The organism is Blautia sp. AF19-1, assembly GCF_003479155.1.
Taxonomy (GTDB): Bacteria; Bacillota; Clostridia; order Lachnospirales; family Lachnospiraceae; genus Fusicatenibacter; species Fusicatenibacter saccharivorans.
Genome location: NZ_QUGQ01000031.1, coordinates 1 through 22,391 on the forward strand (window position 1 = coordinate 1; position 22,391 = coordinate 22,391).

At 42.2% G+C, this 22,391-nt stretch carries 17 protein-coding genes and 3 pseudogenes; 5 read left to right on the forward strand and 15 right to left on the reverse strand.

Going from position 1 to position 22,391, the window contains the following annotated elements; all coding sequences use genetic code 11:
• Window positions 1-302: 302 nt before the first annotated feature.
• The 5 genes from DWX26_RS15595 to DWX26_RS15615 form a co-directional block, all read right to left on the reverse strand.
• A complete protein-coding gene (locus DWX26_RS15595; protein ID WP_118601752.1) occupies window positions 303-767 on the reverse strand; it encodes a low molecular weight protein-tyrosine-phosphatase in 465 nt (154 codons plus the stop codon).
• 131 nt (window positions 768-898) lie between these two features.
• Window positions 899-1,642 carry a restriction endonuclease gene (locus tag DWX26_RS15600; RefSeq protein ID WP_021859843.1) on the reverse strand — a complete coding sequence of 248 codons (744 nt, stop codon included), beginning with the start codon at window positions 1,640-1,642 and terminating at the stop codon, window positions 899-901.
• A 105-nt stretch (window positions 1,643-1,747) separates the two neighbouring features.
• Window positions 1,748-2,266 (reverse strand): hypothetical protein, encoded by a 519-nt coding sequence (locus DWX26_RS15605; RefSeq protein WP_021859842.1) that lies wholly within the window; start codon window positions 2,264-2,266, stop codon window positions 1,748-1,750.
• Between the two features lie 63 nt (window positions 2,267-2,329).
• The gene (locus DWX26_RS15610) at window positions 2,330-3,166 is read right to left on the reverse strand and encodes a DUF2971 domain-containing protein (protein WP_021859841.1); all 837 of its coding nucleotides are present in this window, start codon (window positions 3,164-3,166) and stop codon (window positions 2,330-2,332) included.
• 685 nt (window positions 3,167-3,851) lie between these two features.
• Window positions 3,852-4,076: a hypothetical protein gene (locus DWX26_RS15615; protein WP_055059592.1), complete on the reverse strand. Its 225-nt coding sequence runs from the start codon at window positions 4,074-4,076 to the stop codon at window positions 3,852-3,854.
• A gap of 179 nt (window positions 4,077-4,255) precedes the next feature.
• Here DWX26_RS15615 and DWX26_RS15620 point away from each other — a divergent pair, with 179 nt between their 5' ends.
• Window positions 4,256-5,404: an SLC13 family permease gene (locus DWX26_RS15620; protein WP_118601753.1), complete on the forward strand. Its 1,149-nt coding sequence runs from the start codon at window positions 4,256-4,258 to the stop codon at window positions 5,402-5,404.
• A 377-nt stretch (window positions 5,405-5,781) separates the two neighbouring features.
• Here the strand turns inward: DWX26_RS15620 and DWX26_RS15625 are convergent.
• The 9 genes and pseudogenes from DWX26_RS15625 to DWX26_RS15665 form a co-directional block, all read right to left on the reverse strand.
• Window positions 5,782-5,992: pseudogene (locus DWX26_RS15625) on the reverse strand (hypothetical protein); the annotation flags it as partial.
• 20 nt (window positions 5,993-6,012) lie between these two features.
• Window positions 6,013-7,755 carry an extracellular solute-binding protein gene (locus DWX26_RS15630; RefSeq protein WP_118601754.1) on the reverse strand — a complete coding sequence of 581 codons (1,743 nt, stop codon included), beginning with the start codon at window positions 7,753-7,755 and terminating at the stop codon, window positions 6,013-6,015.
• The gene (locus DWX26_RS15635; RefSeq protein ID WP_082424757.1) at window positions 7,752-9,461 is read right to left on the reverse strand and encodes a sensor histidine kinase; all 1,710 of its coding nucleotides are present in this window, start codon (window positions 9,459-9,461) and stop codon (window positions 7,752-7,754) included. The genes DWX26_RS15630 and DWX26_RS15635 overlap by 4 nt, the downstream gene beginning before the upstream one ends.
• The gene (locus tag DWX26_RS15640) at window positions 9,424-10,983 is read right to left on the reverse strand and encodes a response regulator transcription factor (RefSeq protein ID WP_055222158.1); all 1,560 of its coding nucleotides are present in this window, start codon (window positions 10,981-10,983) and stop codon (window positions 9,424-9,426) included. The genes DWX26_RS15635 and DWX26_RS15640 overlap by 38 nt, the downstream gene beginning before the upstream one ends.
• Window positions 10,984-11,130: 147 nt before the next feature.
• Entirely contained in the window at window positions 11,131-11,967 is an 837-nt protein-coding gene (locus DWX26_RS15645) for a carbohydrate ABC transporter permease (protein WP_022462031.1), read from the reverse strand.
• Window positions 11,967-12,809 carry a carbohydrate ABC transporter permease gene (locus DWX26_RS15650; protein WP_118601755.1) on the reverse strand — a complete coding sequence of 281 codons (843 nt, stop codon included), beginning with the start codon at window positions 12,807-12,809 and terminating at the stop codon, window positions 11,967-11,969. The genes DWX26_RS15645 and DWX26_RS15650 overlap by 1 nt, the downstream gene beginning before the upstream one ends.
• A 169-nt stretch (window positions 12,810-12,978) precedes the next feature.
• A complete protein-coding gene (locus tag DWX26_RS15655; RefSeq protein ID WP_022462033.1) occupies window positions 12,979-14,316 on the reverse strand; it encodes an ABC transporter substrate-binding protein in 1,338 nt (445 codons plus the stop codon).
• A 281-nt stretch (window positions 14,317-14,597) separates the two neighbouring features.
• On the reverse strand, window positions 14,598-15,857 hold the full coding sequence (locus DWX26_RS15660; RefSeq protein WP_118601756.1) for an IS110 family transposase: 1,260 nt from the start codon (window positions 15,855-15,857) through the stop codon (window positions 14,598-14,600).
• A 565-nt stretch (window positions 15,858-16,422) separates the two neighbouring features.
• Complete coding sequence (locus DWX26_RS15665; protein WP_158565833.1) at window positions 16,423-16,893, reverse strand: LysR substrate-binding domain-containing protein; 471 nt, start codon at window positions 16,891-16,893, stop codon at window positions 16,423-16,425.
• Here DWX26_RS15665 and DWX26_RS15670 point away from each other — a divergent pair.
• Window positions 16,892-17,236, forward strand: coding sequence for a putative sulfate exporter family transporter (locus DWX26_RS15670; RefSeq protein WP_243030719.1), 345 nt, complete (start codon window positions 16,892-16,894; stop codon window positions 17,234-17,236). The genes DWX26_RS15665 and DWX26_RS15670 overlap by 2 nt on opposite strands.
• Window positions 17,237-17,314: 78 nt before the next feature.
• On the opposite strand, the pseudogene DWX26_RS15675 reads toward DWX26_RS15670, so the two are convergent.
• Window positions 17,315-17,526 (reverse strand): annotated as a pseudogene (locus DWX26_RS15675) (transposase); the annotation flags it as partial.
• Window positions 17,527-17,722: 196 nt separating this feature from the next.
• Between DWX26_RS15675 and DWX26_RS15680 the strand changes: the two are divergent.
• The 3 genes and pseudogenes from DWX26_RS15680 to DWX26_RS15690 all read left to right on the forward strand — a co-directional run.
• Window positions 17,723-19,906: a helix-turn-helix domain-containing protein gene (locus tag DWX26_RS15680; RefSeq protein WP_117761804.1), complete on the forward strand. Its 2,184-nt coding sequence runs from the start codon at window positions 17,723-17,725 to the stop codon at window positions 19,904-19,906.
• A gap of 67 nt (window positions 19,907-19,973) precedes the next feature.
• The gene (locus DWX26_RS15685) at window positions 19,974-21,125 is read left to right on the forward strand and encodes a Gfo/Idh/MocA family protein (RefSeq protein WP_117802718.1); all 1,152 of its coding nucleotides are present in this window, start codon (window positions 19,974-19,976) and stop codon (window positions 21,123-21,125) included.
• Between the two features lie 238 nt (window positions 21,126-21,363).
• Window positions 21,364-22,317: pseudogene (locus tag DWX26_RS15690) on the forward strand (IS91 family transposase); the annotation flags it as partial.
• Window positions 22,318-22,391: the final 74 nt, after the last annotated feature.

A 22,391-nucleotide genomic window follows, 5' to 3' on the forward strand; every position in this document is an offset into this window, starting at 1 on the left:
TAACCAATAGTAATTAATCAACCTGCTGAGCTTTGCTCAGTTTGAAGCGGAATGGCGCTCCGTTCCTCTGGAACGGATGCGCAGTTCTTGCGGAATATGCATTATGGCATAACTTGAAGTGAATAAAAAGGTACTCGTATTCTACCGTTTACATGTTTTCTATGCAGTTATCATACCATATCTGTCTGGTTACGTCTAATTGCTAATTTTTTTGAGTGGCTATAGGATTTTCTTATAGTAAAAGGCCAGTGCCGCATTCTCTGCAAATGAGCACTGGCCTTGTTTTCGGCGCTTTTTGTTTTTCAGATTTTTCCTTCCCGGCGCAGATACGCCAGAAAGCCGTTGCATCCCTCCACGACATCGCGGTACGTCGCCTCAAAATCTCCCGTATACCACGGATCCGCAATATCGCGGCCGGAACCGGTGAAGGAAAGAAATTTGTAAACCTTTCCATCCGGATCATTTTTCAGCATCCGGTTCAGATTGCGGATATTCGCGGTATCCATGCCGATGATGTAGTCGGCGCGCTCGTAATCCTTCCATGTAATCTGCTTTGCGTGATGCGGCACGAGCGGAATGTGCTCCTCGCGCAGTTTATTGACTGTCCCGTAGTGCGGCGGATTGCCGATCTCCTCGCGGCTGGTGGCGAAGCTGTCGATTTCAAAATTGTGGGCAAGGCCGAGGGAATTTACTTTGTGGGTGAATACGCTCTCAGCAAGAGTCGAGCGGCAAATATTGCCGTGGCAAACAAATAGTATTTTTATCATGTTCTTATATCTCCTTAAATCGTCACATTTCCTTGTATTTGAAAGTTCTTTACAATTTTCATTTTTCTTATAGTTTCTGTATCTTCTTATAAACCCTCATATTTTGGCTATCAAAAGTTGTAAAATAGGTATTAATATATATACTCTTCTTTTAATTTTTCTTTCGGTATGATAACCATTGGCACATCTGTTTCTCCTTCTTTCCAATATGGCACATAAAACACCGCTGCTTCAACACCCAAAACTTCCATTTGAGCTACAAATCCTTTTAATTGATACTGAGATACCCCTCTAACCACCCAATTTTCTGCATCTAGTAATTTTTCCCTCATTTTTTCTGCAATTACTTTAGAATAGAAGAATGGTACTATCGGCTTTCCTTCTGGCAAAGAAAAATAGGTTCCTGTTATTTCACCTGATTGTATTTCCATTAATGTCCAGAAAGGAGCCCCTTGAGTGGCTTCATCTGGAAGAAATGCCTCTTTAATTACACCAGCAACTATTTCTCCTAAAGAAGGTAAGTCTTTTGTTTCCATTAAATGAATGCCATTGGATTCTGCAAATTGTTTTGCGCCTTCTTGATAACCTGATTTAGCCACCATCATCCCCGAAATATTATTCAAATCATTTAATTTTGACAAAAACTCTCCCACCTCACCTTTACTTACAGGAGTATTCCAATCTTTGCATTCTATAGCAATACGATGTCTCATATTCAAATGCTGAAATTCATAGTATACATCAAACTCATGCTTAACTCCCGATTTTCCTATTACTGATACATTAGATGATACCATTGCACCTTCATCCATAAAATCCAACAATTTTTGATATACAAATTGTACATAATTTTCCAATTCTTTTCCTGCCTTCATACTGTTTTTTCCTCGTATTATATCTTCATATCGAAATATCTTTTAAAAGTTGTAAAACTCTCCCTATTTTACAACTAACCGATTACATGCTTGTTCACTTTATTCCTAAAACAGCGTATCAATATTCAAGTCTTGATATGCTTCTGTTTCACTAATTAGCATTTGTAAAAACTCATAAGTTCTTATCTGCGTACAATATCTTTTAGAAAGTTTATCTCCAAAATCTAATGTAATATAGACTTTCTTACGCTTTGAAAAATATACATCACAATGAGTAATATATTTTACCATTCTAGTGGCATTAGCACTAATTTTACAATAAGAATTCGGAGCAACAAAAAATTCAATATTATCTGCTAGCAAATCATCTTGAATGTCTAACATTTCTATAACACAAAATGATTTTCTACTCCATTTTCCACTATACAAAATTATACGATTTATAAACTGTCCTTTTTGACTATTGTTCGTTACAACAAATGTAGGTTTTTTATCCACGTTATACATAAAAGAAAAATAAATATTGAATTTTCTCATATATGGTAACATTGCAATACACCCTACCATAAATGTAATTAATATTCCTAAAATTTGCCCTATGGCACTAATTGCTTCCCAATTCATTATTTTTTACTCCTCCAGCAGTATGAATTTTAGGTTAGTAAAAAACTCAATCTATAATACATTTTATCTTATTTTCAGAACACTTTCTGTATATACGGCTTGTGGACAATATTCTTTAATCAACGCAATAGCTAATATTTTTTCCGCTTCACTCATTTTAGGTCCAAATACAATTTCTATTTCTTCTAGCACTTTATCATCTATTTCTAAAAACAATTGATTATATGGTGGCTTTGATAATGTGTCCTCAATTCTTCTAATTTGTTCTTGATGTTTTTCAAAACTAGCCGGATAAGCCTCTTTTAATCCCATAGGAGAAAGTGAAATTATATATCTCCACTCTTTCTGAAAAGCCCAATTTGTTCTTTTAAATCGTCCTATATCTTTTAATGAATAGGAAATAGATATATTACCCTGGGTAATATCAGACATTGTTTTGGCTTCCAAAAACTTTTTAACTGCATCTTCACAAGATTCTGTTCTAATTTTGGGAAATAACTTATCTTGAGAATCTGTATATTCAATCTTTTCTAAATGTGGTTCTGTAGAAACAATACTAGCCTTGTTTTCTTCGTATATTTTCTTCAAATTTATATATGTATCTACATCTTCAGATAAAAAATATTCTCCTTTTTTAAATCTATATTTTTTAAACGGAAATTCAGGCATTCGTATTCTAACGCCATGCATATTCGGTGTATATAAATTCCACAAAGGTATAGATTCCTCTGAATCTTCAGTCCAGCAACTCACATAGACAAATTTTCCAAACTTCCCCATATCTTCTGTTTCTGCTTCATCAAGGTCATCAACGTACAACAAGTTATTAAAGCAAATTGTTTTATTTCTCAAAATCAAAGCTAATGTTTCTAAACTTGTATAATGGTATAAATATTTCATTCTCTACTATCTCCTTTTTCGTCATATCGGAACATTTTTCAAAAGTTGTAAAATCGTTGTAATACACTCTCCTATTGTAAGGAAATCTGCATAAAATAAGGAGATTTGGGCAAAAGAAAAACTCCTGCCGTGGCAGATGAATAATATTTTTATCATTGTTTTGTTTCTCCTTGTTTTGACCCGGAATGCCCTATTTTGCAAGGGATTCCGGGGTTATTGTAAAATACTCTGAAATTACAGATTATGGCAAATCAGAGCAGAACCCTGCAAGTTGTTACTACCTGTTAGTAGTAAAATTAGTAGTAAAAGGGAAAGGGTTACTACTAAGGATTGTTTATTAAAAAAGCTGTTGTATCTACTGACACAACGTAAGTAGGTAATCATCCGTATCTGTTTTTTTGTTTTTTATTCTGCTACAATCTCCTTTTTGTATAAGTACAGTCCTTTGACTGCCTGACATATACAAAAGATACGATATGAACAAATGAAATGTTAGTTTTTGTACGGGGTATCGTTCGCCATTATGTCGCTTTCACTGGAAGTAATCTGCTTTACCAGTTGGAAAAATCCCTTCAAGTCCGTAAAGTTGTTGTATCCTCCAGTGCAATCGTTCAATCCTTTTGCAGAACGGACGAGAAATCCCTTAGAGTTCATCATGTCGAAATCTATGAGGTGGTTCCTGCATTCATGGAATGAAAAATATGCATACTTTTTTTGTTTCGTTGTCCTTAAAATATCCGCACATATCGTAATGCCCCGTCTCAAAGGTAATAAGCCTTAATCCATATTTTGCGGCATTAATTTTCATGCTCTTTTTCATGTCATTTGCAAAATCTATAAATTCCTTGGAATTTTTCCCATAGTCATCTTTTATTGTTTTTCCCTGATATTTTCTGTATAGTTCTTCCAAAACGTTTTCTTTTCATATTCTGAACTTTTGAAATGATGTCGCCATTGATAACATTTTTATTATACAGGAATGAGGCGGTAATCGCAAACACAATCCACAATACAAAATGGTATTCTTTTTTTCTGGATGTTTCTGTGATATACTTATACGCGGTCGTATCAGACCGGAAAGGAAATATTATGTTACAAAAATTATATGTTTTTTTCAGGAAAGAAACCGTTTTGTCAATTGCAGTGATCCTGGCGCTTCTTTCTATGTTCTGGGTCAGACCGGATAAGGCTTATTTTACTTATATCGATTTCAGGACTCTCGGGCTCCTCTTCTGTTTGATGGCAATTGTAGCTGGTTTGAAGGCTGTTGGTGTTTTTGATATACTTGCCAAAAAATTGCTGATGGGAACATCGGGAACTGTGGGTGTGATCAGGCTGTTGGTACTCTTATGTTTCTTCCTGTCAATGGTGATCACCAATGATGTGGCATTGATTACTTTTGTTCCTCTTGCACTGATCATTGTGCATAAACTGCCAAAGGAACTGGGCAATTACTGGCTTCTTAAAATAGTAGCCATGCAGACAATCGCCGCTAATCTCGGAAGCATGCTCACACCAATCGGAAATCCGCAGAACCTTTATCTATATGCCAGAGCAGGGATGTCCGCGGCAGAATTAATAACCCTGATGCTTCCCTATTCCGCCACAGCACTTATCCTTCTTCTGATATGGATACAGGTAGCCGCTGCCAAAGCACCTCACGTATGCGGTTCCGAAAAAGATAAAACTCTTTTGGGATTCTCTGACAGAAAAGAACTTAACATGGAATACCTGGCCGCTTACCTGATCTTATTTACAATCTGCCTGCTCACTGTTGCACGTATCATTCCATACCAGATTCCTCTTGTATTGGTTCTTATATATATGCTGCTAAGAAACAGGGAAAATATAAGCAGGGTGGATTACTCCCTGCTTGCCACCTTTATCGCATTATTTATTTTTATCGGCAACCTTGGAAGGATTCCGCAATTCAGCAGTTTTCTGGAAAGAATCATGGCAGGAAGGGAAACACTTACTGCTGTTCTTGCCAGTCAGATTATGAGCAATGTTCCCGCTGCGCTTCTTTTATCCGGCTTTACAGATAATTACCGGGCTTTAATTGTCGGAACCAATATTGGAGGTCTCGGCACTCTGATTGCATCCATGGCAAGCCTGATAAGTTTCAAATATATTGCAAAAGAAAACAGGAATCTGAGAGGGAAGTATTTGGGAATATTCACAGCCTCCAATATTATATTCATGATATTCATGTTAATATTGTATTTTTTTCTTAAATAAAGGTTTTCCCGGAATTACAAAAGCTATAGCAATTCTTTCTTCGCAAAAAATTCTCCGCGGCACTCTCCCATCCTGGAAGAAAAGCCGCGGAGAAATAAATATATTTTCGGTGCCAATACAAAGATCATTAATCTTTACACCACTTTACAACTTTTTCATAAAAAATATCGTACAGGGCTTTCTGATGTATAATGAGTTTGCTCCAAAACATTCCAAAGGAAAGTGACCCTGTACGACAAAGACATTATACAACGAAAAGACTCTGACTGGTAGACTTCACAAATATTTTTTGATTTATTTTGAAACTTTTTCTGCTCCAACGTAAGTAGGTAATCATCCGTATCTGTTTTTTTGTTTTTTATTCTGCTACAATCTCCTTTTTCTTCAGAGATATAAGCTTCCGCTGTTTTCTCAATCGGTTCCTTTGTCTTCTACAATGTGATCCAATGCAGCCAGCGGCTCAAGTCCTTTCTCCTTCGCGATTGTCACACGTGTGCGGCGCTTTGGACGATATGGGCGATACAGGTCTTCTACTGCCACAAGCGTTTCCGCTGCCAGAATCTGTTTCTTTAATTCTTCTGTCAGTCTCTGATTAATATCCATTCTTTTTAGTTCTTTCCACTTTCATAGGCGTTCTGCACCCGTTCGGTCAGCACTTTTCCACCGTTTGCATACCATTCTGCCACAAAAGTATCAAAGTAATCCACTGGTTTCTCCCCACTAATGATCTGAAGAAATGCTTCCTGTTCCAGTTCCTGTAATTCTTGCGGAATTTCTGCATTTACATTTTCCAGAGGCAATGTCGATGTACTTGTTATTCCTGCCTTCTGCAGTTCCCCCACAGCCTGAATTCTTGACGCATACGCCGCCCATCCATTCGCGGTTGTCAGCTGTCCATTCAAGTAAGATTTGCATGTGTTAAAATAAGACTTTTCCAAACCGCTAAGCCCTGATACATCAAGCGTCTTATCCAGTGCTGCCTGAATATGTTCTGTCGTACGGTAAAGTGCATCCTCATAATCCACATTAATATTCAGTGGCCGGGCCGTCGGATCTACATTAATAGAAAAATAATCATTCACTTCTCTTGCCGCACTATCATTTGCATATCTAGACTGATCAAAAATCGCACTCACATACTTTGCTACAATTTCCGGATGCTCATATCCTTTACGCACCACCACATACATCCACTGGTCATACGATTCAAAAACTGATATCTTCTGCGTCTCATTTACCTGTTCTTTGTCTAAAAGATACGGTTTCCACTCTGCATTTGAATCGACATTATATGCTGCACTCAACGGGTTATTCGGAGCCCACCAGCGTCCACAGATAGCACCGCAATGTCCGGTTTTTAACAAATCATCTATGTTTTCCGTCTTTCGTAGCAGGAATCTCTGGTCGAGTATCTCATCCTCATATAGATTGTGAAGTTTCAAAAGCGCTTCTTTTGTTTCCTGTGTTACTGACCCATAAACTACATTTCCATTTTTATCCAGGATCCAGTGACATGGCATTGCACCGGCATGTATAAAAGTTGCATCCACTCCATAAGTCTGATCCGCACCGGCAACCACGTCTGTACTACAGGCAAGGCCGATTGTCTGACCGTCTCCTGCTGCATCCTGTTCTACAAATGCCCGGATCACTTCCAACGCTTCTCCTACTGTTTCCGGTTCCTTTAATCCCAACTTCTCAATCCAGTCTTTCCGCAGCCAAAGAAGCGGAGTTCCATCGTCAATCACCGTATTCGGAAATGCATATAGCTTTCCATCCACGGTTGCAGACTGTAAAAGAGAATCTCCATAACTTTCATACATTTCTTTGATCGTATCTGTCGTACACTCTTCATACGTTTCTGTAAGTTCTTCGATCAGGCCTGCTTCAATCAGGCGGAGCAGGTTATCTCTTCCCTTCACAACAAGCACATCTGGAATATCACGATCTTCAATCGCTACATTGACCGCCTCTTCATAAGTATTGCCATCCTGCAATTCAAAGACATCTTCATTCTGAATATTAAGTATTTTCTTCAAATATCTCGTATATGCATTATTTTCGTACGTATCTCCTACAGGAAGATTCGAATTATTCGCCCCTGCAATCTTGCCAAGTGTATAGGTAACAGTCTCAGGATATTTCCCAAGTGGTGTATGCATCGCTTTATACATCAGCTTTCTTTTCACTTCAACTGCATTGCTTGCACCAGACTCACTTTGAGATGCTTCTAACTGTTCCATCTGTCTTTGACTTTCCTTCATCTCAAAATAGGTTCCGCACCAAAGCATCAGCAATAAAATTAATGCAAGATGGGCTGAGAGAATTCGCTTTTTCATATCGTTTTTCATAACACCTTCGCCTCCGTGTTCTTCGGAATCCGGATAAAGACCCGCGTTCCTTTTCCTGGAGTACTTTCTATCTTCATCTCACCTTTTTCTCCATAAAGGACATGGATTCTGTCACAGACATTTCGCACACCATAACCGGAGGACTGATATGTCAGAATCTGATCCGCCTTCTCCTGCGTCATTCCCGCACCATTGTCCCTGATTTCAAAGAAAATGTGCTCAGCCTCTTCACGAATCGTCAGCCACAACGTCGGATTCTCATTATCTGACACATCAATTCCATGATCGATTGCATTTTCTGCAAGTGGCTGCAGGATCAATTTCGGTATCAGATAATCATTAAGACCATCCGAAATCTGTTCAACCACACGGAACTCGTTGTCATGCATAACAAGTTGGATTTTGAGATATGCACGGATGTTATCAATTTCTTTTGCCACTGTAGTCATTGTTTCACCACGATTTAGGCTTGTCCGATAATAAGTAGACAGTGCCAATGTCACATGACTGATTTCATCCTCCCCCGCTTCAATTGCTTTCCAGTTGATGATTGAAAGCGAATTATAAAGGAAATGTGGATTGATCTGTGCCTGCAGTGCTCTCATCTCACTGTTCTGAAGCTGGATCTTACTCTCATATACTTCTGAGATCAAATGGTTCATCTGATCCATCATGCGCTGAAATGACCGGATCAGCACACCCACCTCGTCTTTGGATTTACTCTGCACGGTAACTTTACGAAGTCCCATATTGATCAGGTTCATATTTTCAGTCAATAACTCCAACTGCGATACCATACGGAGAGAAAAAACATATCCCAGAAAACTCAGAAGAAGAACACTGATCAAAATAATCGGAATATTTTTGAGCAAAAGCTTATGGATTGCGTTTTCACTTACTGCCTTTGGACGATAGATATAGAAATTCCATCCTGTATCCTTCATTGTCCGCTGTACCAGATAATAATTCTCACTGATATCTTTCGGACTCTCAATATCCTTCGGACGATATTTCTTATCCATAGAACACTCGGCATAAACAATATTTCCATTATCATCCTGAATCATGCCTCCTGTATTATCTGTAAGCTGGCTCATGAATGGTTCAAGAACTTTTTCATAATCCAGACGCATCTCCAACACCGCTTTGATCGTATCATTGTCATAGAATTTCCGACTGGCAATGATTGATTTATTCACACCGCGAGTGATGCTCCACTGCATTAATGTTCCCTCATTCAACCTGGAATACCACTGTTGATTCTCCGCTTCCGACATTGGAAGAAGTGTATCTCCATGTGGCACTTCTATATTGTCAGAATATAATGTAATGCTCTGGATCTCTTTGTGATAGATCGTCGGCATCTGCAACAGTGGATCAGCCACCTTCACATATTTCAAATACTTCTCATAATCCGACTCTGTCTCCACATCAAAAATATTCCTGAGATTTTGAGAATAAGACAGATAATCAACCAGGTTCTTATAGATCTGAGACTGATTCTCAATCGAACTCACTGACTGTTCCAACATTTTCTCCAGATTGTACTGTTCCTTCTCTCGCAATTGATTCATCATGCCATACTGCATGGAAAAAGCAAGGAATCCTACCGGAACCAGTCCTGCAATCAGCATCAAAACAGACAGTTTTTTACGAAATTTCAGATTTTCAAATCGATGGATCAACTTCCGTATTTGTTTTTTCATCCGCCGCTATTCCTTTCCTGCATGCTTCCGGTGTATCTCCGAAAAACTCTCTGAAACTTCTGCAGAAGTATGAGTTATTGGAAAATCCTACTTCTTTCGCAATTTGGGAGATTTTCATATTCGTTGTCTCTAAAAGCTCTTTTGCTTTATTCATTCGCACTTCACGGATAAAACGGTTCAGTGTCATCCCTGTTTCTTCTTTAAATACAGCACTTAAATATCCCGGTGACAGAAAAACCATTGCGGAAAGTGTCTCTGCTCCCAGATCCTTTTCCTTATAATGGTGATAAATATATCCCTTCACGGTTGTAACTTCTGATCGGAACCCATCTTCCTGCTCTTGTATGCAATGTTCATATTCCTGAAGTACTTCTTCTACTATAGCAATCACATCATTAAGGTTTCTGCAACGATATAATCGATCCACTCTCTTTGAAAGCATCTTTTCATCCAGCCCTTCCATCTGGTCGAGCAATTCTTTCATAATTCCAGAAAATACAAACTTTACATACATATCCGAAAATTGCTTATGCGCACGATATTTTTCTTCCAGTCTCTGAAAATCCTGACGGAGATGTGGCAGATCTTTATATTGAATATCTTTTGTAATCTGTTCCATGATTTCAGAATCTTCTGCTGGATCAGCTTTCTTCTCTTCCTGCTTCTCCCCGTGGAAAAACAGATGCTGACGTGGCTGATAGAACTGCTCTTCTAACATTCCTTCCAGCACCTTAAATTCCTCTGCCAGATTTTTTCCATCTTCGATTTCCTCACTGACTGCAAAATAACATTCACTGTCAAACTGGTGCGCAAAAAAACGGTACATTTTCTCTACGATTCCATGATAATCTGCATATTTTTCCGTGAACAAAAAGATGGATTCGTTCGAATTCAGATTCACATAATGAAACTCTCTCTGCACCTCTTCCTTCAGGCTCATCAGGAAATGTTCCTCTTCCGTTTCGAAGAATCCATTTGAGGCACTGACAAGAACCATACGGGTAAATTGGGACAGATCATCTTCCATTCCATCTGTAAGTTTCTTAAACTGAACAAAATCTTCCTCTTTTCCCCCATACAGATATTTCAGTAAAAAGTATTTTTTCAGATAATCTTCTTTCTTTTCCTGCTGCTCTTTTTTCTCTATCTTGGAAGAAATATTTTCCATCACTCGTTGAAAAGTCTTATGGAATTCCTCCGGATCAACCGGCTTCAGAACATAGTCCACAACTCCATACCGCAATGCTTCTCTTGCATAAGAGAAATCATTATATCCGCTGAAGATCACGATTTCCATATCCGGATGATCTTCTCTCACTGCTTTCGTCAGCTCCAGTCCATTCATATAAGGCATCTTTACATCCGAAAATAAAATATCCACATGGTTTGATTCTAATACTCCCAGTGCATCCTTTCCATTCGTTGCTTCTAGGATCTGGAACTCTCCTTCCTCCCTCTTTAACAGAAAGCGGATTCCCCTTCGCTCCAGTTTTTCATCATCCACGATCAATATTGTAATCATTTCCCCACGCCTCCCTCACGTTCACTTTACATTTTCACTATTCCTTTTATAACGTCCGAAAACAGCAGGGAATGTTCACTCACTCTCTGCTGTCTTTTTTTAATTTTTATAATTCTATTTTAATTCATTTTTTAGACAATGTCCACACTAGCCTTTAACCGCTCCGGCTACAACACCTTCGATAATATATCTCTGGCAGAACAGGTAGAAGATGATAATCGGCACAATTGCAAGAACCAGAGTTCCCATCATTGCTCCCATATCTACAGAACCGTATCCACCTTTCAGATACTGAACTGCCATCGGCACTGTCTTATATTTTCTCTGATCCAGTACGAGTGATGGAAGCAGGTAGTCGTTCCAAATCCACATTGCCTGAAGAATTGTAACTGTTACGCAAGTCGGCTTTGCAATCGGAAGTACAATTCTGAAGAATGTCTGGGTTGGTGTACATCCATCAATCATTGCAGCCTCTTCAATCTCCAATGGAATGGATTTCATGAACCCGGTAAACATAAAGACGGAAAGTCCTGCACCAAATCCAAGGTAGATCACAACCAGTCCCCACGGATTTCCCATATGAAGCATATTTGCGATCTTGGATAATGTAAACATTTCCATCTGGAATGGCACGATCATTGCAAACAGGCAAAGCATGTAAAAGATCTTTGTAAATTTTGTCTTCACACGGCAGATATACCATGCACACATGGAGCAACATAAGATAATCACTGCTACAGATAAGATTGTGATAAATAAACTCCATCCAAATGCCTGAATCAGCCCTGTCTGCTTAATACCACGGGTATAGTTCTCTAATCCGACATACATCTTTCCGGTCGGTATCTCGAACGGTGCTTTACTGATATAGACTTTTTTCTTAAAGGAGTTGATAAATACCAGTATGATCGGATACAGATACAGCAGGCTGAGTAGTGTAAAAATAACGGTTAATAATGTACCATGTTTTACTTTTTTATTCATTACTGCTGCACCTCCTTTGATGTTGTCAGTTTATTCTGGATCAATGCAATCACTCCTACGATAATAAAGAAGATAACTGCTTTCGCCTGTCCTACACCTTCCCAGCCAGTTCTTCCATAGAATGTATAATAGATATTCAGGGCAAGCATTTCTGACATCTTATCCGGTCCACCGTTTGTCAATGCAAGGTTCTGGTCAAAAAGTTTAAATCCGTTTGTAAGTGTCAGGAAGGTACAGATTGTAATGGATGGCATAACCATCGGAATTGTAACATATCTTAAAAGCTGTACTTTATTCGCTCCATCAATCTGTGCTGCCTCGATCAGCTCTCCAGGAATATTCTGGATTCCTGAGATGTAGATGATCATCATGTATCCAACCTGCTGCCAGAGCATCAGGATAACCAATCCCCAGAAACCATATTTTGAAGAATATGTAAGTGTTTTCTGGAAATGTGCCAGAATACCATTTAATAACAGCTGCCATACATATCCAAGTACAATACCACCGATCAGGTTCGGCATAAAAAATACAGTACGGAAAATATTGGTTCCCTTAATATTCTTTGTCAAAAGCATTGCTACCGCAAATGCAAAAATGTTGATCAATAATACTGTCACAATTGTAAATAATGCGGTAAACCAAAGAGAGTGAAGAAAATCTCCGTCTCCAAGGATCTTTGCATAGTTGCTAAGTCCAATAAATTTAGCGTCTGTCACCGTTGTGAACTTGCAGAGCGAAAGATATACGCCTAACACAAACGGTGCAAGGAAACCTATCGTGAATGCAATCAGCGTCGGCAATACAAATACCGGAAAATATCTCTTTATTGCTTTTTGCATGTTCTTCTCCTCCTGTCTTTCTTTTCTGTAAAAAGCCTTTCTGCGCCTTTGCTTTTCACAATTCTAATTACATAATTTCAGCCTGCCCCGGTATGCTCGTTGGCAGGCTGTTTGATCTTCTTCTCTATTTCACAGCCTTTTTATCTGCCTATCCTGTGAAAAGTCTTTTTTATTCGTTTGCTGCTGCGTATTCTTCAGCCCATCCATCAACAAATGCTGTCTGTACACTATCCCATGCGCCTGTACCCTGTGCATAGTTCAGAAGAGCTCCACCAAGATTGTTTTTCCAGTTCTCAGATGGCATTGTTGTAAAGTTCCAGCTTACTGGTGTCTTTCCTGCCTCTGTATACTCAGCATTTGCTTTTACAAGCGGGTTGTCCGGAAGGTAATCTGAGAATGTTGTGAACGGTGTTACAAATCCCATCTCGTTAGCCAGCATGTCACGACCTTCATCGCTCTCAACTACCCATTTCATAAAATCAAGTGTTGCCTGAATGTCTTCTTCTGAAGCGTTCTTATTTACACACCAGTAGTTCTCAGATCCTGTACAAAGTCCCTGATTTTCTTCTCCATCAACTCCGATGTAGATTGGAAGCATTCCCATATCTTCATCTGCTACTTCATTATCTTTGATATCATTGTAAGCCCATGTACCATTCTGATAGAATACTGCTTCGCCAAGTGCAAATTCACTTGCTGCGTCATCTCCTGTCTTAGAAGAAATCATAGATGGCTCACATGTAGAGTTGTTCAGATACAGATCCCAGATCTGTTTGTAGTTGTCAAGGTATGTTCCTTTGATTGCATCTGTGCTGTCAATTCCGTCTGCCTTATACTCATAGTAGATTGGAAGATTTGCAAGGTGTGTCTTGAATCTCCAGTCAGAGGAAGAATCCATTCCTGCTGAAGTAAAAGCTCCTTCTACTCCAAGATCATCTTTGTGTGCCTGAATCTCTTCTGCAACTGTCTTAAGTGCCTGGAAGTTATTCAGATCATCAATTGATTTGATACTGGCATCCGGCAATTCGAAGTATTTGTTCAGAAGAGCTTTGTTGTAGATCAGACCATAAGTCTCAATAACATAAGCGATTCCATCTACTGCGTCGCCATCTTTTAATATATAATCGTCAGACTCGACATCTTTATAAACATCGCTGTCTGAAAGGTCATAGCAATAATTTTTCCATGTAGCAAGTCCAACCGGTCCGTTTACCTGGAACAATGTTGGTGCCTCATCTTTTGCCATCTCTGATTTCAACTGTGACTCGTAAGTTCCTGATGCTGCTGTCTGTACATCAACCTGAACACCCGTCTCATCTGTATACTCTTTTGCAAGTTCTACCCACTGGTCAGCCTGCTCTGGTTTAAAGTTCAGATAATAAACTTTTCCGGATGACTTATCTCCTTTCGCTGTTTCATCTCCGCCTGATGTGGCTCCACATCCTGCAAGCATTCCTCCTGCCATTGAAGCTGCAAGTACAAGTGCAAGAATCTTTTTCTTCTTCATAATTGAATCCTCCTTTTATGATTACTTGTCTTTGTTTTTCTTGATGATGTTATTATAAGAAAAAGTTCCAAAATAAGATATAATAAAATTCCAAGAAACATAACACTATTTCAAGATTATTGTAATTTTTGAAGATTTTGTGTATGATACAAGAGTTCGCCAAGAACCAAAAGTGAAGTTTGAAACAAATAAGTAGAGAACAGCCACGAAATAGAGGGTATAGCAAACAAACCACCAGATTAGCTGGTTTTGAAAATTGAATATATAAACGCAACACCTAATTAGGAGACCGGCGAAGGCTCATCTTTAATGAGATACCCTCGTTGCCTTAGAAGATTAAGTGCCTGTGAAGTTGTAAGAACTTTTTCTTTTTTCACAGGACGTGATTCAAGAAAACCATCGGATGTATAAGGTTTTAAATCTGTGAGTATGTGCCAGATAGCGGTCAGGATCATACGGCAGCGTGCAATAATGGCTTTCTTGTGGCCACGACGTGTTTTGATACGCTTATAGCGGGTGGTAAATTCAAAATGTTTCTTCGATTTGATTAAAGCATTTGCAATCTGTACCAGAACTGGTTTAAAATAAGAACCAGCACAGGAAATCCGAGTGGATTTGATTTTACGGTCGCTCTTATCATTTCGGGGACAACATCCAGCCCAGGAGACGAGGTGTTTTGCTGTGGGGAAGACAGACATATCACCACCAATCTCTGAAAGCACCTGAATTGCAGTCATTGGATTCTTATCGAATCCAGGAACCGTTCTTATTAAGTTTAAAGCAGCCTCGTATTTATCACTGAGACGAAGGATTTCCTGTTCTACTTCTGAAATGTGCTTTTGAAGTTCGTCTATGTGATCAAGGCACTGTCTGAGCTTTACATCCTGTTCTTTCGAGATATTACCATCAACGGCCGCCTGAATTTCTTCTATTGGAGTTTTACAGCGGCTGTCAACAAAGGGTGACACATCAAATTTTTCCCCAGGGTGCTGCAAAATCTGTTCCGTAATGGAACGGGAAGATTTCCCGAATACATCAGAAAAGACATCATCAAGCTTCAGATTGGAAACAGTAAGACAATTTTGGGCACGATTCTTCTCACCAGTAATCATACAGGTGAGTTTGAAACGGTATCTTACGAGATCCCTGAGTTCTCTGATGTCAGCAGGTGGAATAAAAGAAGGTTTCACCATGCCGCACATGTATAGATCACAGATCCATTTGGCATCTTTGCGGTCGGTCTTGTTTCCTTTCATGGGTTTGGTGTATTTCGGATGGGATAGAGTAACCCGGATTTTGTGTTGCTCTAAGATATTGAAAACAGGGATCCAATACTTGCCGGTAGATTCCATACAGACATCGTTACAGTTGTATTTAGCAAGCCAGACACACAGCTGATGCAAACCTTTAGAAAAGGAAGAAAAGCGAGCCTGCTTATACTCTGTACGATTATTGGAATCCGTGATACCGATACAGGCATAAATCCATGTTTTGTGGACATCAAGTCCACAGCAGTTAAATTTAAAAATTTTAAAAGACAAGTAACTACCTCCTGATAGCATAATGATAAAACGGACAGTGACTGGTCATCCGGCGAGATCGAGTCGACTTCGGAAGAGATAAGTTTCCGGGCTACAGTTATGCGCCACTCATTGATGCCTTAACGGATGACCGACAACATATAAATATGCGAGGTTGCCGCTATACAGCCCCGCCACTCACCTCCACGTGTTCTGTAGTGTGTCAGTCTTATGGAACCATCATATCAGAAGGGAACAAAAATAGAAAGTGAAGGTAACCAACACGTTTCATGGCGCATTGGTGGCTTTCGCAGAAAGACGGGAAATAAATATGGATAAATCCATGTTCATAATAATTCTTTCTCCATAGTCAGATAGTGCAGCTAACCTAAACCAAAACAAAAAACTTCATAAACAACGTCATGGCGAAGCCCCCTTCGCTCTTTTGTTATGTCATTTTTTATTTCCAGCCCATTATACACTATTTCTGACGATTTGAGAAATTTCCTATAAAGCAAAAAAGGCTCGGTGGGTGCAACACCGAGCTTTCGTTTTTCTATTAGAAACTATCTGACAAATCAGAGCTTTAGCAGGTTGCAAGAAATAGATCGGCTTTAGGTTCTGCAACCGAACGGTTAATATAAACAAGATTGAATTCACCAGTGATCTCCATGTCCTCCACTCTAAATGTTGCCAAGTCATTTCGGCAGTGGCTAATTGGTTCATATGCAAAAGTAATCAAATGATCCATTGCAACCAAGTCGCAAATAATAGAAAAATTACTGATGGACGAATGCCGACTGAAGCTGTCCAGTGAATAACCTCTTGCGGCCACGGCTTGTTCCTGAAGCATGTGTGTTCCGGAACCTTTCTCACGCACAAGCAGGCTTTCCTGAAGAACTTCCTCAAGAGAAACGGTTCTGCCTGCAAAAGAATGACGGCGGCTGCATATGCCCAAAAAGCTCTCTTTTTTATAGAGGCGGTGCGGATACTTTTCTTTATCGAACACGCCTTCAATTATTGCAAAGTCCACAGGCATCTGCGGTGGCTCTGCCATTGCCGCTATCGCCCCCACCATCGACGCGGACGACAACGACGTTGCCTACGCCATGTCCGCCACCTTCCTATTTGACATGGCGATGATCGTGCTGTTTCCCATCATGGGCCGGGCACTGGGTATGACGGATCAGGCCTTTGGCATCTGGGCAGGTACGGCGGTGAGCGGCACCAAGACTGCCAGCAAGTTCCTGATGGTCTGTGCACTGGCTACCATCGGATTGAATACCTCCTTCGCCAGCATGAAGAAGGCTGGCATCCGCCCCATGATTCACGGTTTCATCATTTCTGCGCTGGTTGTAATTGTGGCGCTGCTGGTGGAGATGGGCATGGGAATCGTGTAAGAAAGCTACAAGACAATTGAGCAAAGCCACAGTTCAAAACAAAACTGTGGCTTTTGTCTTTGGATTGAGGAATGGCGTTACGTATTTGCTCGAATTACGCAGCTGATGGATGATGCAATTCTGAATTTCCGTCTTGGGAAATACAGCCCCAATCGCCGCAGAGAATCCCGTCAGGTTATCCGTGCAGGCAATGAAAATGTCCTCCACGCCTCGTTTTTTAGCCCGTTGAGTACCGTTGCCCAGTACTTGGCACTTTCGTTTTCTCCTACCCACATCCCCAACACGTCTTTTTTAAGGGCACAACGCACATATCCTTGCTCACTCTTTTTTTCATTTTCTTGTTACGGTCTTTCGGGGCAACAGCCCCATCAAATCGCTTGTAAAGCGATTGTGTTTTCGAAAAAAGCATGATACGATATTGCCATAAGCAGTGATGTTGCAACACATAGCTACAATCTACAATAGTGAAAGGAGACGATCTCACCAATGCGATGCTCCCTTGTTTCCAACAAAATAATCCAAGCCCGTGAACGTTTGGGACTCACACAGCAGCAGTTAGCGGAAAAGCTTTGTGTAACCAACAAAGCCGTTTCCAAGTGGGAATGTGGCGTCACACTTCCTGACATCTCGCTTTTGGTGCCGCTATGCCGTGTTCTGGGTCTGACGGTGCAGGAACTGCTGGATGAATACGACGGCAAATTCGGTAATACCCCCGGCTGCCAGACCACGGAAGATCCTGCGCAGGACACGCTGTTTGCGGCGCAGCAGCACAGCCATTACCTGTATATCGATCTCAAAACCACCTCTACGGTGTCGCCCCATTTGTTTGGCCACAACCTGGAGCATACCAGAGCCAGCATCATGGATGGTCTCAGCGCCCAGATGATCCGCAACCGGAAGTTTGCCGGCGCTGCGGCGCGCAACGGCGTAGCGCTGGACTGGGAAGGCATCGGCGAATGCGTGTACTTTGCCAATGAACACCGCCTTCCCGGTAGCAACGCAAACGAAGCTTATGTATGTCATTACGCGCACAACGGCATGTGGCGGCGTAACGAATGTCAGTCCCAGATGATTCAGAACCCAATTCCGAATCAGGTGAGCGGTATCCGTCAAAAGGAGCTCTTCCTTCAAAAGGACAGGAGCTATCCGTTTGCCGTCGTTGTCAAAGTACAGCAGCCGCTGGATGTGCGCGTCGCGCTCACCAACGCCGATGGTACGCAGATTTATGCGGAAACCGTTTTTCCTGTTCAGCCCGTTCTAGCGAAGGAGGATGCACAGGAAGAGGTGGATGAATGGCAACGCTTTGAGACGATTCTGACCCCCGGCGTCGACGATGCGCATGCCGTGATAAGCATTACCTACACGGAGCAGGCACAACTGCTCATCGGCGCAGTTTCCATGATGCCGGACAATCATTTCCATACCATGCGCAGGGACACCGTGGAAAAGCTCAAGGAAATCGGCGTGCGTCTGCTGCGCTGGCCGGGTGGCAACTTTGCCGGCGAATATCGCTGGCAGGATATGTTCCTGCATCCCGACAGGCGCGCTCCCATGGAGGGCTACATGGAAAATGAAACGCAGCCCTTTACACACGGCTATGACATGCATGAAATAGACACCGACGATTTTATTGCACTGTGCCGTGAGATCGGCGCGGAGCCCTTCCTCACCATCAATGCCGCCTGGGATTCCCCCGAAGTATGCGCCGCCTGGGTGGAATACTGCAACGGCCCTGCCGAGAGCAAATACGGCAGGCTGCGTGCCCAGCGCGGTCATCAGGAGCCCTACAATGTCAAATGGTGGTCGCTGGGCAACGAAATGGGTTATGGCCACATGGAGGGCGCAAATACGCCGGATGGATACGCATCGCTGGTGGAAACGCATGCGCGTGCCATGCTGAAGGTTACGCCGGATCTGAAATTCGTTTCTTCCGGCCCCTATCCGAATCAGGAGTGGGTAGATGTTTCCATCAAGAAGCTGGCTCCCATTGCGCCATACGTTTCTCTGCATACGTACAATTCAGTCCATTGGGACTTCACCTCTCCGGAGGGCATGGAGCGCTGCTATAACGAAATGATCCGCATGCCCATCCACAATCTAGGAATCCTGCGCAGGCTGCATGACATGCTCCCGGAAAAGACATTCATCTCCTACGATGAATGGAATCTGTGGAAAACATGGTGCCGCAATCCTTCCTCCATGGAGGGCATCTTCACTGCGCAGATGCTGCACATGTTCATGCATGAAAGCGAAAAACAGCGCATGCCCATGGCCTGCTACTTTGAGCCGGTTAACGAAGGCGCCATGCAGGTGCATCCGGATCATACCGAGCTGACGGCAACCGGTCAGGCCTTTGCGCTGCTCTCCCGGCATGCCGGCGGAAAGCTGTGTACGGTGGATGGTGTAGAAGACTTTGAAGTCGTTGCCACCATCGATGATCATCATGTGCTGACCCTGACGATGCTCAACCTGAACTGGCAGGAGGAAACTACTTACTCTCTGAATAAATGCGGAACAATTCTGGAAAACAAGGTACTTCAGGCCGAAAATCTGTTGCCTGGTACCCCGTTTACGGAAAATCCCCTGATGATTCATGTCAAGGATGATATTATCAAGGCGAAGCTTCCACCCCGCAGCGTTGCCTGTATCAGTATTTCACTCGTCGAATAACATACACGGAATGCAAAAAAATAAAATGAAAACAGCAAGTCGCTCACAGCATGAAAGGAGTAATTTTATGAAAAATGGAAAGTTGACGGTTGCCATCGTGGGCATGGGTTTCGGCAGCTGCTTCCTGCCCATCTATCTGAAGCATCCGGATGTGGAGCATGTCATTATGGTGGATACCAATCCGGACCAGCTGAAGGCGCTGGCAGATATGTACCTGCTGGACGAAAGCTACTACACCACCGACTTTGAATCGGTATTGCAGAACCCGGATGTGGATGCGGTCCATCTGGTCATTCCGCCCGCGCTGCATGCGCCCATGTCGGTTCAGGTGCTCAACGCAGGCAAGCACTGCGCCTGCACCATCCCCATGGGTATGTCCATGAAGGAGCTGGAAGACGTTATCAAGGCGCGGAAGGCTTCCGGCAAACACTATATGTTCATGGAAACTTCCGTCTACACCCGCGAGTATCTGTATGTGAAGGAGCTGTACGAATCCGGCGCAATGGGCAAGCTGCAGTATATGCGCTGCGCCCACTATCAGGATATGGAGGGCTGGCCCTCTTACTGGGACGGCTTCCCGCCCCTGGCACATCCCACCCATGCCATCGGCCCATGTTTTGCTCTGGCAGGGCAGCGTCCGGTCAGCGTCTTCGGCAGAGGCTCCGGCAAGGTCCGTCCGGAACTGGAAAAGCAGTACGGCTGCCCCTTCGCCTTTGAGTCTGCTCTGGTGGCCTTGGAGGATGGCGAGACGACCGTTGAAATGGAGCGCTTCCTGTACCATGTCGCCCGTGGCTACAGCGAATGCTTTAATATCTATGGTGAAAACAAGTCCTTTGAGTGGGATCAGCTCAACGGCGACAAACATGTGATGTTCAGCCGGGATCTGGTTTGGGAGAACGAGAACCGCGGCGGCAAGATCGATGAGGAATACGTTCAGGTCCCCGATTATGCCCATCTGCTTCCGGACGTCATTGGCCGGTTTACCTACGAAGTGGCCTATGACGAGGTCAATCCCCATCTGTCCTTCAAGCAGGGCGGCGGTCATGGCGGTTCCCATCCGCATCTGGTCCATGAGTTCGTTACCAGCATTCTGGAAGACAGAACTCCCTTCCCCTCCGATATCGATGCGGCCTACTGGACCGGCGTTGGTCTCCTGGCCCACGAAAGCGCCATGGAAGGCGGCACCGTAAAGTCGCTGCCCAAGTACGAAGAGCTGTAACGGGAGCCGGTAAAAACGCAGTCTCCCCAAAAAAGCCGAACCAATCGTTCTGCCTCAAATTGTCCATACAGCCAAGAGGGCTTGCCTTGATTTTGCCCAGCAATGCATCTTCAGCAAAGACCGCGGTCAAGGCTTCTCCCACAATAAAAAAGTGTCTGCGACACTCTCAACTCCCCTAACCCCTCATTCATGAGGGGAAGGGGTTTTCTTATCTCCTTCTTTATTGTAAAATTCTATTATGAATATATTACAATCCATCTTTACCGATTATTATGAACTCCATCCTCGTCCTGCTGTCATTGAAAATGTCAACAAGATGATTCATTGTGGTGACCCTTCTTACGGTGGTGCCATGTATGGCTGTCCTCACTGTGGAAATCTTAAATTTGTTCCCTTTCGCTGTAAAAGCCGTTTTTGCCCTTCCTGCGGAAACAAATACAACCAGCTTCGTTCTTTTCATATGTCCTGTAAGCTTGTTTCTTGCGTTCATCGCCATTGTGTTTTCACTATCCCAGCGGAACTTCGCGTTTATTTTCTCGAAGACAGGACTCTCTTAGATTGTTTATTTCATTCTGTTCGTGATGTTGTTTTACGCATGTTTTCCAAAATGAATAAAACCGAAAACTTTACTCCTGGGCTTATCTGTATTCTTCACACTTTTGGGCGTGATTTAAAATGGAATCCTCATATCCACGATCTCATCTCCGAGGGTGGGGCTGGTAACATCACTCCTTGGCGTCCTGTCAAACACTTTGATTACAGTTTCCTTCGTAATGCTTTCCGCAAAGTCCTGCTTGAACGACTTACCTCCCGCATTGGTCCGACTTTTCGCAAAGTCAAAAATGAAATGTACACGAAACACGCTGACGGCTTTTATGTCCGTGCAAAGCCAAATCTTTGCACTCCTGATATCACCATTAAATACATCAGCCGATACCTCGGCAGACCTGTTATTGCCACATCGCGTATTGATACTTATGACGGCAAAAATGTAACCTTTCATTACACCAGACACGAAGACAATAAAACTGTTACTGAAACCATTCCTGCTTTGAACTTCATTCAAAAACTCATTGTCCACATCTCCGAAAAACATTTTAAAATGCTTCGCTACTATGGGATATATGCCAAACATCATAAGCAGGAAATGAAGCTCCGTAAATGTATTTCTGCCGAAAAACAATGTTTCCTACATTCTAGTTAGCAACCACCTGTTCAACTGGTGGTTTATTATTAGCCCTCCAAAGGGCTATTGTTACTGCTCGC